This window comes from Streptomyces sp. NPDC055506 (genome assembly GCF_053643595.1).
In genome coordinates, this window is the sequence record NZ_JBSHKH010000020.1 from 22800 (window position 1) to 36316 (window position 13517).

The following is a 13517-nucleotide window of genomic DNA, read 5'->3' on the forward strand; positions in this document are numbered from 1 at the left end:
CCATGGACGAGCGCACATTCGACAGGTCGGGTCAGCACGCTTCGGTCGTAGGCCTGGGCACATGGCAGCTGGGTGCCGACTGGGGAGACGTCGACGACAAGGAAGCCCTCGCGGTACTGGAGACGGCGGCCGAATCCGGGGTGACCTTCTTCGACACCGCCGACGTGTACGGCGACGGACGCAGCGAGCAGACCATCGCCACGTTCCTCAGCGGCAGGCCGGACCTGCACGTCCTGGTCGCCACGAAGATGGGCCGCCGGGTCGACCAGATCCCCGGGAACTACGTGCTCGACAACTTCCGCGCCTGGAACGACCGGTCCCGGCGCAACCTCGGCGTCGACCGGATCGACCTGGTGCAGCTGCACTGCCCGCCGACGCCCGTCTACTCCACGGACGAGGTGTTCGACGCCCTAGACACCCTGGTCGAGGAGGAGCGTGTCGCCGCGTACGGCGTCAGCGTCGAGACCTGCGAGGAAGCGCTGACCGCGATCGCCCGGCCGAACGTGGCGAGCGTGCAGATCATCCTCAACCCGTTCCGTATGAAGCCCCTGCGCGAGGTGCTCCCGGCCGCCCGTGCGGCAGGGGTCGGCATCATCGCCCGTGTCCCGCTCGCCTCCGGCCTGCTGTCGGGCAAGTACACGCGGGAGACGGTCTTCCCCGAGAACGACCACCGTGCCTACAACCGGCACGGCGAGGCCTTCGACGTGGGCGAGACGTTCTCCGGCGTCGACTACACCACCGGTGTCGAGGCGGCCGCCGAGTTCGCGGCGCTCGCCCCCGAGGGATACACCCCGGCCCAGCTGGCCCTGCGCTGGATCGTCGAGCAGCCCGGCGTCACGACCGTGATCCCCGGCGCCCGCTCACCCGAGCAGGCCCGTGCCAACGCGAACGCCGCCCGCCTGCCGGAGCTGTCCGGCGAGACGCTGGCGGCGGTACGCGACCTCTACGAGCGGCGCATCAAGGACCAGGTCGAATCCCGCTGGTAGCGACAGCCTCCCTCACAGCACCTCTCAGGGCACCAGGAGCAGCTGCCGTTCCTGCTCCTGGTCGCCGGAGGCGACACCGTCGTCGCGGGCCGTGAAGGCCCGGGTGAGCGTGTCGCTCGCCCGCCGCACCGCCTCCGGGGTGCCCTGCACGGTGACGGTCACCGGCGCGGACAAGCGCTCGGCGCTCGCCGCGGCGCTTCCGGCGTCACCGGCCTCCGCATCGCCGAAGGTCGCCATGTGCACCGTCGCGTTGTCGTCGGCGGGAAGCTCGTCCGGCGCCCCGAACGTGCCTTCCAGGGCGCGGACGACCGCTCGTGCGTCGTCCGTGCCGCCGCCGCTGAGCGTCACGGTGAGCTGCGTTCCGGACATGCGTCCACGACCTCCTCGGGTTCTGCGTCATTCGCGTCGTCCGTGTAACCGACGCCTGATCGCTCAAACCGCCGCGCGAGCCGGGACGACGGCGTTTTACGGGGAACTCGCGGGACAGAAGGACGCGAGGTCTCACACCGGGAGGAACAGTGTCGGACACGGCAGAGGGCGGGGCCAGGCGCCGAGGGCGCGACGAGACCGAGGAGGAGAGAGCGGACCGGATGTGGCAGGAGCTCATCCAGGAGGTCCGCGTGGCCCAGATGGGCGTGCAGATCCTGTTCGGTTTTCTGCTCACCGTGGTGTTCACCGAGAAGTACGACAATCTGACCAGCACGGACCAGACGATCTACCTCGTGACGGTCGTGCTCGGCGCGTGCGCGACCGGGGCGCTCATAGGGCCGGTATCGCTGCACCGCCTCGTCTCCGGGCGACGCGTCAAGCCGCAGGCGGTTCGGCTGGCCTCCCGGATGACGCTGCTCGGCCTCCTGTTGCTGCTGGCCACGACGACGGCCTCGCTGCTGCTGATCCTGCGCGTGGCCACGCACGACGGCTTCGTGCCCTACCTGGTCGCCGGAGTGGTCTGCTGGTACCTGCTGTGCTGGTTCGTCCTGCCCCTGTGGACCCGGTACCGCCATACCTCGGAGTGACGGCGGTACCCGCCGGGCCGGCCCGTGGCCCCGGGGATCAGCCCCCGGCGATGACGTCCGCCAGGAAATCGTCCACGTGGACCTCCTCGCGGCCCGGCGGCACCATCTCGTGGGTCTCCCGCAGGAACGCCGCGAACCCCGGGGCCCACGCGAACACCAGGGCGTGATGGCGGCCGCCGTCGGGACGGGCGTCACCGAGGAACTCCAGGCGCAATTCCTGCCACATGCCCCGCGACACCGGGCGGATCCGCACGTCGCCCATCCCGACCGGACGCCGCAGCCCCTCGGCGAGCATCTCGCGGTCCAGCTGCCACCGGGCGAGGACCCGTCCGTCGTGACTGAACACAAGGGTGACGGCGAACGGGTCCGCGGCGTCGTAGCTCAGGTGGGCGAGTACCGAGAAACGGTCCGTGTCACCGGCCTGGAGCTGCACCACCAGGGTCTTGTGCACGAAGGAGTTCACGAAAGGGCCTCCGGGATGAACCGACGTAGAGCCCTCTAGTACCCCTCACACGCGCAAGATGCTCAGCCCTCCGGGTGATTCCCGCGGGCACCGCGCAGGGACTCGATGCAGACGGCCACGGCTCGCTGCAACTCCTCGAGGCGTTCCACCATGTCGTCCTCGTAGAACTCCGGGGTGTCGTCGAAGGTCAGCTCCTCGAACACCTTGGTCGCCTTCTGCAGGCTGCTGTAGAACTTCGTGCGGCGCTCCTGCACCCGCAGCCCCGGGTCGGCCTCCACCGTCTCGACGACGAGCGACTTCATGGTGTCGTACGCCTCGGTGGCCCACTCGCCGGAGTCCTCGTTCTCGTCCAGCTCGTCGATGAGCGACAGGTGCCGCTCGGCCTCCTGGCGCAGATCGTCGAGGGTCTGCCCGGCGGGCGTCTTGATCTGCCCCGACTCGGCGATCTGGCGCACGTAGCCGATGCGGTCGGCCGCCCTGCTCTCGCCGGCGACCGCCTTCTTCAGCTCGTCGGTGCGCACGACGTCACGGGCCAGCTCGGCCTGCAGATCGGGGTCCTCCCGGACCCGGTCCAGCAGGGCCTGACGGGCCGCGCGGGCGGTGGAGGGGTCGGCGAGGATCGCGGCACGCAGGGCGGTGGGATTCTCCGCGACCTCCAGCGCCTTCGTGGGCCGGATGCCCTCCGCCTCGGCGGCCTCGGTGATGGCGGTGCCGCGCTCGGAGGTGGCGCTGTTGCGGGAGACGTAGTAGCTCAGCCACACGTCCGCGTCCGGCAGTTCCACCTCCTGGCCCGGTGCCAGCTCCTCGAAGTGCGGGACCAGGCCGTCGTCGGCGGCCCGGTCCCACGCCTTGTAGTAGCGCATGACGCGATCCGGGGAGCACCCGGCGAGCTCCGCGAACTCCTTCGCCGACACCTTCGGCGTCTCGTCCGCTCCCTGCCCGCCGGGCCGCACGCTGCGCGCCACCTTCAGCCCGAAGGCCCACCCTCCGGTCCGGGCGTACGCCCCGAACTCCCGCGCGTCGAGCACGACCAGGTCGGAGACGGGCGCCGGGGAGGTCTCGGGCGGGGTGATGGCTACGGTCACGGACGACTCTCCTGAGGGGGGTTGGCTGCATCGAGTACGTGCAGGCCAGCAGCCTATCTCCAGCGTCGGAGAGCCGTTGCGCCACGGAGCGCCGCCGACCTCAGCCGAACGCGTCGCGCAGTGCGGGCAGCAGGGTCTTCGCCGACCAGTCCAGGTACGCCGGCTGCGACTCGCCGCCGATCTGGACCAGGGCGATCTCGGTGAACCCCGCCTCGGCGTACGGGCGGACGGCCTCGACGAACGCGTCCGGGTCGTCACCGCACGGAATGGCGTCGGCCACATCGTCGGGCGTGACGAACTGGGTCGCCGCCTCGAAGGAATCCGGGTGCGGCAGCTCCGAGTTGACCTTCCAGCCGCTGCCGAACCAGCGGAACTGGGAGTGGGCGCGCTTGACGGCCGTGTCCCGGTCGGGGTCGAAGCAGACCGGCAGCTGGCCGATGCGGGGCTTGCCCGCACCGCCGTGCCGGTCGAACGCCTCCAGCAGCCCCGCCTTGGGCTCCGTGGCGATCACCAGGTCGCCGAGCCGGCCCGCGAGTTCGCACGACCGCTCCCCGGAGACCGCGACGCCGATGGGCGGCGCCTCGTCCGGCAGGTCCCACAGCCGGGCCGACTCCACATCGAAGTGCGTGCCGCGATGGTTGACGTGGCCGCCCTTGAAGAGGGCCCGGATGATCTCCACGGCCTCCTCGAACATCTCGTGCCGTACGTCGACGGACGGCCAGCCGCCGCCCACCACGTGCTCGTTGAGGTTCTCGCCGGATCCGAGTCCCAGCCGGAACCGGCCCTCGGACAGCAACTGCAGCGTCGCCGCCTTCTGCGCCACCACCGCCGGGTGGTAGCGGAACGTCGGGCACGTCACGTACGTCATCAACGGGATACGTGACGTGGCCTGGGCGGCCGCGCCGAGCACGGCCCACGCGTAGGGCGAGTGGCCCTGCGAGCGCAGCCACGGAAAGTAGTGGTCGGAGGTCACCGAGAAGTCGAAGCCCGCCTCCTCGGCCCGCACCACATGGTCGACGAGCTCTCGGGGGCCGGCCTGCTCGGTCATCATCGTGTATCCGATTTGCACCATAACCGGCGAGTCCCCTGACAGCGGGCGTGAAAACGGCTCGATCAAGGTCCTTCGGCAGGGGGAGGATGCCTCCATGAGTGCCTCCGCCCTGCCCACCGGCAGCCCCGCCTCCCAGGGCGTCGACGCCTCCGGTGTCCACGCCTTCCTCGACGCCCTCGAAGCGGCCCCGGAGATCGAGCCGCACAGCCTGATGATCATGCGGCACGGACACCTCGTCGCCTCCGGCTGGTGGGCGCCCTACACACCCGGGCGACCCCACCTGCTGTACTCGCTCAGCAAGAGCTTCACCGGGACCGCCGCGGCCCTGGCCGAGGCCGAGGGACTGATCGACTTCGACGCGCCCGTGATCTCCTACTTCCCGGAGTTCGAGGCCGACATCACCGACCCCCGCAGCCGCGCCATGCTGGTACGGCACGTGGCGTCCATGTCGAGCGGCCACGAGCGGGAGACCGTCGAGGAGACCTACGGGCTGGACCGGGCGGAGCCCGTGCGCGGGTTCCTGCTGCTGCCGCCGGACCGCGACCCCGGCACGGTCTTCGCCTACAACCAGCCCACCACCTACACCCTCGCCGCGATCGTCCAGCGGGTGACCGGGCAGCCGATCACCGAGTATCTGCGCCCCCGGCTGCTGGATCCGCTCGGCATCGGCGAGGTGTTCTGGCAGCGGGACCGCGCCGGCCGCGAGATCGGCTACAGCGGTCTGCACGCCACCACCGACGCCGTCGCCCGGCTCGGCGAGCTGTATCTGCGCGACGGGGTCTGGGAGGGCAAGCGCCTGCTGCCCGAAGGGTGGGCGGCCCGGGCCGCGCGCCCGCACATCCCGACCGCCGGCGCCATGGGAGACATGGACCGGCAGGACTGGGACCGGGGCTACGGCTACCAGTTCTGGACCTCCCGGCACGGCTACCGGGGCGACGGCGCGTACGGCCAGTTCTGCCTGGTGCTGCCCGAGCACGACGCGGTGATCGCGACGACCGCGGCGACCGAGCGGATGCAGGACTTCCTGAATCTCGTCTGGAAGCATCTGCTCCCCGCCTTCGGCCCCGGGCCGCTGACCGGCCGGGAGACCGCCGACGCGGCCCTGCGCGAGCGTCTCGCCGGGCTCGCGCTGCCGCCCGCTCCGGGCAGTTCCGTACCGCCCGGACGTGCCGAGGACTGGGCCGCCGCCGAGTTCGGCTCACCGGAGGAAAACGGCCCGGCCTGGTCGGCTGGGCTCGTACCGGACGCGGACGGCTGGACGCTAGGGCTCACCGAGGGCGAGAGCCGGCTGGACCTGCGGATCGGGAAGGCCGGCTGGACGGTGGCGGAGGAGCCGCTCCCGACCGCGGTGAGCGGCGGCTGGACCGATGCCGGCACGCTGGCCCTGGAGGTGGCGTTCCTGGAGACCCCGCACCGCCTGGCGCTGACGTGCTCCCTCGCGGACCGTACGCTCACCGCGCGCTGGCGCACGCAGCCCCTGCGTCCCGGCCCGCTCACCTCCCTGCGCGCACCGCGCGGCTCAGTCTGAGTCCGGCCGGAAGGTCTTGAGGACGGTGCGCAGCGTCTGCTCGTTGGCGCTGTCCTCCCAGTCGGCGGCCGGTGTCGTCCAGCGCAGCGAGAAGCTCCGGCCGCCGCCCAGCAGGATGCCCCGGCCGAAGGTGCGCACGCGGGTGTCGCCGGCGTCCACCGTCCACTCCATGTCGGCGGCCTCGCGCCCCTGGTACGTCGTCGCGCGGATCGCGCCGATCCGGTCGTAGTCACCGGACTGCTTCAGGTTCGGTTCGACGTCGTCCCGCCACACGGCCACGGGGTCCGGGCCCGCGTCCGCGCTGAAGGTGACGGCCAGCGTGCGGTCGTCACCGTCGGCGCCGAAGACGACCCGGTACGCCAGGCCCTGGCGGTCGGTGTCCAGCCGCTTCCAGTCCTTGGGGAGCGCGACGGAGAAGCCCTCCGGCGCGTGGTAGCGCTGGAAGCCGGGCGGCAGGCCGGTGGCCGGGGCGGACGGCGTGGGCTCGGGGGACGACGGGGTGGGCGTGGGGGAGGAGGGCTTCTCCGTCGGGCTGGGCGTCCGGGACGGCTCGGGAGCGTCGCCGCCGGCGCTCTCGCCCGGCGAGGCGGCGGAGGCGGGGGGCCGGGCCGGTGAGTCGGTCGCCTCGCTGCCGGTGTCACCGCCGGGCAGGCCCTGGGTCGCGGCGAGCACGGCGACCGCGACGGTGACCACGGCCAGTGCCGTCCCGGCCACCATGGTCCGTCTGCTCCAGGCCGGGTTCCCCGGCAGCATGGCGGCGTAGGAGCCGCGCAGCCGCGGGGCCCGCACCGACCCCAGGGCCGATTCGGGGTCCTCGCTGAGCGCGCGGGTCAGCGCCTCACGGACCACCTGGCGGGTCAGACGTTCCCGGGAGTCCTTGCGGAGCAGCCCCTGCACGACCTGGGTGAGCGGCCCGGTGCGCACCGGCGAGCGCAGCGGCAGCCGGTCCACGGCCTTCAGGGTGTTCTCCGGGCGCCCCCGGTCACGGAAGGGCGGGCGTCCCTCGACCATCGTGTAGAGGATCGCGCCCAGCGCCCACAGATCGGCCGCCGGGCCGATGCGCTCGTCCCGGGCCTGTTCCGGAGAGGCGTACGCGGGGGCCGTGAGCCGGGGCGCGAGGGTGGCGCCGGCCAGGCCGTAGCCGGTGACGACGACCGAGTGGTCCTCGCGTACGAACACCTGGCCGGGGCTGAGTTCGCCGTGGGTGATGCCCTCGGCGTGCGCCGCGTCCAGCACGTCGAGCAGCTCCAGGCCGACGCGCGCGGCCCGCACGTAGTTGAACGTGCCCTGCTCCGAGAGGAGTTCGCCCAGCGGTGTGCCGTCGATCCACTCGTTGACGGTCCACAGGGCGCCGGCCTCCTCGACGGTGTCGACGACCGTGGCGATCCGGCCCGGGCAGAGCAGCGCCATGTTCTCGGACGTGCGCAGCAGCCGGGCACAAGCCCGGCGCTCGGGCTCGAGCGGGTCGTCCGGAAGGCCGATCTGGGTGACGAGACACGGCCGCGAGACCTCGCCGGCGCCCGTGTCCTCGGCGTACCAGCAGATGCGGTTGGTCTCGCGCTGGATGATCTCGAGCAGCCGGTACCGGCCGGCGACCAACTGGTGTGTGGAGACGTGCGCCCTGCCCATGGCCATCCCTCGACTGGAAACCTGGCTTTCAACCTTTTCCAGAGGTACGGGGAGTGAGGCGCACTCCGTTCAATCGGAGAGCAACTCCGCGTTCATTCTTGTCTTTTGTTCAAGAGATGCGGGCAAGTGTGCGAGGAAAAACGGTCTTTCACAGGCTCAGGGGCCCCTTACCTCGGCCGCCCGAGCTCCCATGGCGCGGAGAATTCGCCCCGCCACCGCCCCCGGATTCGCAAATTCCGGGCTGGCCTGGTGGTAACCGCCGGTAAATGCGGCGGTGTACAACACCTGAACTCAGAGCCCTCCGATGAATTCCGCGACGGATTCCCCGCGGGGCGGGCCCGATCCTCAGCGCAGACCGAAGCGACGCGACCAGGTGATCATGTCCCCCCGTGGTCGCGTTGCCCCCGCACACCACCAGACCGAGCCGGGCTCCGTCACCGACCCGCTCCAGGACCTGCCGGGCGGCGGGCAGCAGACAGCCGGCGGCCGGTTCGGCCCACACCTTGGCGTGGTCGGCCAGCTCCAGCGACCCCCGCACGGCCTCCCGGTCCGGGACCACGAGCACCTCGGTGAGGTCCCCGGCGTCGGCGGCGAACTCCAGGCCGACCGTGCCCTGCCCGGCGATCACCACCGGGTCGTCGAGGGGTGGACCAGGGTCAGCCCTTCCTGCTGAAGCCGCGTCATGAGCGCGAACGCGCCGTCCATGTCGTCGGTCAGCCGCACCGACGCGCCGGAGGCCTCGGCGATCTCCACGGCACGGGAGGGCGCCGAGCGGGGCATCACCACCGTGGACTTCACATCGAGGGCCGCCGCCATGACCGCGACGGCGATCCCGTGGTTGCCGCCGCTGACCGCCACCACCCCTGCGGCCCGTTCCGGCTCGCCCAGCGACAGCAGCTTCGCCGTCGCTGCAGCGCACCGGCTCGCTCAAGGCGCGGCCGCAAGCTCGCCCCGCTGTGGAGATGCCGATCACGGCTGTCGTCCTTCCGGCGCGGGGTCGTGGAACACGCCTGGTCACAACCCTTGCCCGCCGACCCGGCCGAGTCAGTCACGGCCGGGCGGACGGCACCGGATCAGACGTCGCGCCGTACCAGGAAGCCGAGCAGCGACCGCAGTTCCCCGGCCGCTCCCGCCGCCAACGGCACCCCGGCGAGCGCCGTCTCGACGGCGGCGAGGTGACTTCGGGCCTCGGCCAGGGCGGCCGAACGGCCGCCCGCCTCCTCGATCAGCGCCGCCGCCGCGTCGGGCTCCTCGCCGCTCTCCAGGAGCGCGGCGATCCTGCCGCCGCTCGGGGAGCCGAGCGCGACCAGCACCGGGAACGTCTTCTTGCGCTCCCGCAGATCGCCGTGGACCGGCTTGCCGGTGACCCGGGGGTCACCCCAGATGCCCAGCACGTCGTCGACGATCTGGAAGGCGATCCCGAGGTGCCGGCCCGCCCGGTCGAGCGCGGTGGCCGTCTCCGGCGCGGCACCCCCGAGCACGGCACCCAGCGCGGCGGCGCAGCCCAGCAGGGCGCCCGTCTTGTGCTCCGCCATCGTCCGGTACTCGTCGGGGCGCACCCGCCGCGGCCCCGTCCAGGGCCGCTCGGCGAACAGCAGGTCGTCCGCCTGCCCGCGCACCAGGTCACCCAGCGCCCCGGACAGCGTCCGTACGGCACCGGCGCCGCCCGGCTGCGCGGCGAGCGTCTCGACGGCCAGCGCGAACAGGGCGTCACCCGCCAGCACCGCGGGTCCCGTGCCGTAGGCCTTCCACACGGTCGGGCGGCGTCGCCGGTCAGCGTCGCCGTCCATGATGTCGTCGTGCAGCAGGGAGAAGGTGTGCACCAGCTCCACCGCCACGGCCGCGGCCACCCCGGCCCGGCCGGGCGCACCCGCCGCCTCGGCGCCGAGCACCGCGAGCGCCTGCCGTACGCCCTTGCCGCCGGAGGCGACGGCCGGCGCACCGCCCACCTCGCACCAGCCGAAGGAGTACGCGGCCATCTCGCCGACCCAGGGATGCAGCCGCCCCACGGCCTCGGCCAGGGCGGGGCGCACGAGGGCACGGCAGCGATCGAGGACCGCGTGGGCGTCGCGGGAACGGCCCAAGTCGCCGACGAGACCCTGCGGCTCGCCGGACGTCGCGGTCTCCTGCCGGGTCGCGTGCGCGGTGGCCGGGGACTCCGTCGCCGTGTCCTGCCGCGCTGCCCGTACCGCCGTGTCCCGCCGAGTCGTCTGTATCGCCGTGGGGAGCGCGGTCATCGTGCCGCCTCCGTCGCCCCCGCGAGAGCGAGCCCCGTCTCCGGTATGCCGAGCTCCTCATGGGCGCGGGCCACCATCTTGCGGGCGTGCTGGAGGCCTATCCGCTCGAGCACGCCGGCGAGGTCGGCCAGTTCGGCCGCCGTCTCGCCGGGGTCGCGGCCCAGCCGGGCCAGGGACTTGGCAAGCCCGAGGCGCGAGAGCGCCTCCCCGCGCGGCTCGCTCATCTCGCGGAACTCCGCGAGCGCCTGCTCGTACAGGGCACGCGCCTCGGCGTAACGCCCGGCCCGGTACAGCACGTTGCCGCGCATCTTGTGGTTGTAGGCCAGCGCGCTGGACAGCCGCATCGCGCGGCATGTCGTCTCCGCCTCACTCAGCAGTTCCAGGGCCCGCTCGGTGTCTCCGTCGCGCACCGACACGACGTCGGCCAGACCGCGCAGCGCCCAGGCGTGTCCGCGCCGGTCCTCGGCGCGCGCGGCGATCTCGGCGGACTCCTCGAACAGGGCGTACGCCCTGTCGTAGTCCCCGGTGTTGCGGTGCATCTGCGCGATGCCCTCCAGCGCCCACACCGTGTGCCGGGCCTCGCCGCGCCGCCGGGCCTCGGCGAGCAACTGCTCGTGCAGCCGGCCGACGGCCTCGTAGTCGCCCTGGATGCGGCCGGTCTCGGCCAGGCCCGCCAGCGAGTAGCCGCGGACGACGATGTCCCCGCCCCGTTCGCCCAGCTCGGCGGCGAGCTGGAGGAGACGGCGGGCCAGCGGGAGCGCGCCGCGCTGCCGGGCCAGCGTGCCGCCGCTCCACAGGGCCCAGGCCATCGCCCCGGTGTCCCCGGCCTCGCGGGCGGCGCGGTAACTCGCCTTCCAGGCCCGGTCCGCGTCCGCGACCCGGCCCAGCCGGCGCTGTGCCTCGGCCACCGCGAGTCCGGAACGCGCCACCTCCCCGGGCTCGCCGGCGCGCTCGGCCGCCCTCAACTGCTCGGTGCCGGCGGCCAGAACGTCGGTCAGTGAGGAGTTGACGGACAGAGTGGTGAGCGCGCCCTGGTACTCCGGGGCGAATGCCTTGCCGTACATCGATGCCTTTCGGTCCGTATACGCACCATGTATACACGCTGTGTATACATGGTGCGTATAGAAGGGGGGAAACCGGCCCTGGCCACAAGGGCCAGGGCATCACCTGTTGCCGATCAAGACGACAGGGGAACGGACCGGGTTGCCTGTGAGGCGTAGATCACCCGAGGGGCTTCGGTGCCGGAATCAGTGCTGCCCGGGTTTCTGCGGTGTCGCCTCGCTCGGCCGTACGACGACGTATCCCTCGCCCTGGAGCAGCAGTTGAACGGCCTCGCCGGAGCCGCCGCGCAGCATCGACCCGATGGACTGGGAGCGGTGCAGGGAGGTCTGAAGGCCCGCCGTCCAGCCGACGATGGCGTCGGTGTCGACGTACACCGGGTAGTGCGCGGAGACCGGGATGACGAGCGGGGTGCCCTCGCAGACCAGGCCCAGCTTGCCGTGCCCGGTGAATACGCTGTTGAACAGACCGCCGCCGGTGATGCCGGCGCCCTTCACGGTCGCGATGCGATACGACAACGTGGCGTCGAAGCACAGCACGTTGCGGCCGTTGACGGTGAACTCGTCGCCGGGTTCGACGTCGACGATGAAGCAGTTCTGCGCTTCGTGGGCGAACCAGGCCTCGCCCTGCCCGCGCACCGCCATCAACGGCAGTCCCTCGCCGGTGACCGCGCGCTTGAGCATGCCGCCCACGCCCTGGCCCTTGCGCTCGAACTGGAGATTGCCGCGGTAGGCGATCATCGCGCCCTGCCGGGCGAGCATCTCGCCGTTCACCGTGTACCGGACGCACTTGGCGTTCTCGACGGTCATGCCCGCCGCGACGGCCGGCTGTGCCATGTGCTCGCTGGAAAAGAGGTCACCCTTCATACGGGCATCCTCGCCCGGAGGGTCTCCCTCCGCCAAGATCGCGGGCGGGGTTGACGGTTGCGGAGCGCGGTGGCGCCGTGTCAGGCGCCGAAGAGCTGCGTCCAGTACGTGCCCGCCCGGCCGCCGCCCGCGAAGCCGACGCCGATGTGGGTGAAGCCGGGCTTGAGGATGTTGGCCCGGTGGCCCGGGCTGTTCATCCAGCCCTCCACGACGTCGGCGGGGGAGCGCTGGCCACAGGCTATGTTCTCGCCGATGGAACGCCGGGCGGATCCTGCCGCGGTGGCGCGGTCCCAGGGCTGGCTGCCGTCGGGCGCGGTGTGCGAATAGAAGGCGCGGGCCACCATGTCGGCGCTGTGCGCCTGCGCGGCGGTGGTGAGCAGAGGGTCGACGGCCAGGGGTGGGAGTCCGGCCCGTGCCCGCTCCCGGTTGGTGAGGTCGGTGACCGCCGATGCCGTGGCCCGCAGCCCGTCCGGCGTGAACGGCCCGGCCCACAGGGCCGTCCAGTAGGTGTCACCGGAGGGACCGTCGTGGACGTGGGCCAGTCCGGTGTGGGTGAACGCCGGGTCGAGCAGGGTGCGGCGCGCGGTGTCGGTGCGCAGGCAGTACGCGACGAACTCGGCGGGGGAGCGCGGGCCGGACACGAGGTGCTCGCCGATGGTCAGATACGCGTACCCGGCACCGGTGACGCGCTGGTAGACGGAGACACCGTCCCGGCTCTCGATGCCGAGGCGTCCCGTCATCGCCATGGCGGCCGCGTGCTCCCGGGCCGCGGACGCCAAACGGGCATCGAGGGTGGCCTGCGGTGAACCGGCTTCGGCCCGGGCGGAGTTGACCAGGGCGACGAACCCGTGGGGGTCGGGTGCCGCGGGCGCGTATGCGGGAGGTCCGGGGGAGTGGGCGGCACGGCCGGCGGGTCCGGTAACGGTCCCGTGCCGCGCGGCCGGGACCCGCGCCTGCCCGGCCACGGGCGCGAGGGCCGCTTGCCGCGCCCCGCCGTCGAGCGGTCCGGGCCGCGCGCCGCCCGGTCCGGACGGGGCCGTGTCGTCCGCGACGTCGACGCCGAAGTCCCGGGCGACTCCCGCCAGTCCGTCGGCGTACCCCTGGCCCAGGGCCCGCAGCTTCCAGCGGTCGCCGCGTCGGTAGAGCTCGGCGAGGAGCAGCACCGTCTCCTGGCGGGGACGCGGTGGGGTGAACCGGGTGAGCGGGCGGCCCGCGGCGTCGGTGACGTGCAGCGTCGGGGAGGGCAGGCGGCCGAGGGCGGTTCCTGGCTCGGCGGGGCTGACGGCGACCGTGACCCGGGCGGCACCGGCACGCAACCTCGCCGGGTCCACTGTCAGTGTGCCGCCCCGCAGCACGGCTCCCGGAGCGGCCGGCTGGTTGTAGAAGACGAAGTCGCCGTCGCCTCCGACCTTTCCGCTGTCGTCGGTGATCAGCGCGGACACGTCGAACGGCCCGGGCACCCGGACGGTCACCGCACCGCCCGGCAACGCCAGATTGCCACCGGGGACCAACTCGCTCGTCACGCCCGGACAACGCCCCTGGAGGAACTAGGGTTCCCGCCGTCGGACGCCAGCGGCACCGCCACGAACCGGAGCGA

The 13517-nt window shown here is 72.6% G+C and carries 12 protein-coding genes and 1 pseudogene; 3 read left to right on the forward strand and 10 right to left on the reverse strand.

Annotation, left to right across the window (positions count from 1 at the left end):
* Positions 1 to 2: 2 nt before the first annotated feature.
* Positions 3 to 986, forward strand: a complete 984-nt coding sequence (locus tag ACWIF2_RS10650; protein WP_454359780.1) for an aldo/keto reductase — start codon at positions 3 to 5, stop codon at positions 984 to 986.
* A gap of 24 nt (positions 987 to 1010) precedes the next feature.
* Here the strand turns inward: ACWIF2_RS10650 and ACWIF2_RS10655 are convergent, their stop codons facing one another.
* A complete protein-coding gene (locus tag ACWIF2_RS10655; RefSeq protein ID WP_382488531.1) occupies positions 1011 to 1355 on the reverse strand; it encodes a hypothetical protein in 345 nt (114 codons plus the stop codon).
* Between the two features lie 149 nt (positions 1356 to 1504).
* Here ACWIF2_RS10655 and ACWIF2_RS10660 point away from each other — a divergent pair, with 149 nt between their 5' ends.
* A complete protein-coding gene (locus ACWIF2_RS10660; RefSeq protein ID WP_454359781.1) occupies positions 1505 to 2002 on the forward strand; it encodes a DUF6328 family protein in 498 nt (165 codons plus the stop codon).
* A 37-nt stretch (positions 2003 to 2039) separates the two neighbouring features.
* Here ACWIF2_RS10660 and ACWIF2_RS10665 read toward each other — a convergent pair whose 3' ends face one another.
* The 3 genes from ACWIF2_RS10665 to ACWIF2_RS10675 all read right to left on the reverse strand — a co-directional run bounded on the left by ACWIF2_RS10665 (position 2040) and on the right by ACWIF2_RS10675 (position 4622).
* Positions 2040 to 2465, reverse strand: a complete 426-nt coding sequence (locus ACWIF2_RS10665) for an SsgA family sporulation/cell division regulator (RefSeq protein WP_454359782.1) — start codon at positions 2463 to 2465, stop codon at positions 2040 to 2042.
* 62 nt (positions 2466 to 2527) lie between these two features.
* Entirely contained in the window at positions 2528 to 3550 is a 1023-nt protein-coding gene (locus ACWIF2_RS10670; protein ID WP_454359783.1) for a hypothetical protein, read from the reverse strand.
* Positions 3551 to 3650: 100 nt separating this feature from the next.
* Positions 3651 to 4622 carry an LLM class F420-dependent oxidoreductase gene (locus ACWIF2_RS10675; RefSeq protein ID WP_454359784.1) on the reverse strand — a complete coding sequence of 324 codons (972 nt, stop codon included), beginning with the start codon at positions 4620 to 4622 and terminating at the stop codon, positions 3651 to 3653.
* A 73-nt stretch (positions 4623 to 4695) separates the two neighbouring features.
* Here ACWIF2_RS10675 and ACWIF2_RS10680 point away from each other — a divergent pair, with 73 nt between their 5' ends.
* Positions 4696 to 6129: a serine hydrolase domain-containing protein gene (locus ACWIF2_RS10680; protein ID WP_454359785.1), complete on the forward strand. Its 1434-nt coding sequence runs from the start codon at positions 4696 to 4698 to the stop codon at positions 6127 to 6129.
* Here the strand turns inward: ACWIF2_RS10680 and ACWIF2_RS10685 are convergent.
* From ACWIF2_RS10685 to ACWIF2_RS10710, 6 genes and pseudogenes are all read right to left on the reverse strand, one after another.
* Complete coding sequence (locus ACWIF2_RS10685) at positions 6121 to 7758, reverse strand: serine/threonine protein kinase (protein ID WP_454359826.1); 1638 nt, start codon at positions 7756 to 7758, stop codon at positions 6121 to 6123. The two genes, ACWIF2_RS10680 and ACWIF2_RS10685, sit on opposite strands and share 9 nt — an antisense overlap.
* A gap of 345 nt (positions 7759 to 8103) precedes the next feature.
* Positions 8104 to 8679 (reverse strand): annotated as a pseudogene (locus tag ACWIF2_RS10690) (pyridoxal-phosphate dependent enzyme); the annotation flags it as partial.
* 152 nt (positions 8680 to 8831) lie between these two features.
* Positions 8832 to 9767 (reverse strand): polyprenyl synthetase family protein, encoded by a 936-nt coding sequence (locus ACWIF2_RS10695; protein WP_454359827.1) that lies wholly within the window; start codon positions 9765 to 9767, stop codon positions 8832 to 8834.
* A gap of 224 nt (positions 9768 to 9991) precedes the next feature.
* On the reverse strand, positions 9992 to 11059 hold the full coding sequence (locus ACWIF2_RS10700) for a tetratricopeptide repeat protein (protein WP_454359786.1): 1068 nt from the start codon (positions 11057 to 11059) through the stop codon (positions 9992 to 9994).
* A 183-nt stretch (positions 11060 to 11242) separates the two neighbouring features.
* Positions 11243 to 11920, reverse strand: coding sequence for an AIM24 family protein (locus ACWIF2_RS10705; protein WP_454359787.1), 678 nt, complete (start codon positions 11918 to 11920; stop codon positions 11243 to 11245).
* A gap of 80 nt (positions 11921 to 12000) precedes the next feature.
* Positions 12001 to 13443, reverse strand: a complete 1443-nt coding sequence (locus ACWIF2_RS10710; RefSeq protein WP_454359788.1) for a CAP domain-containing protein — start codon at positions 13441 to 13443, stop codon at positions 12001 to 12003.
* Between the last annotated feature and the right edge of the window lie 74 nt (positions 13444 to 13517).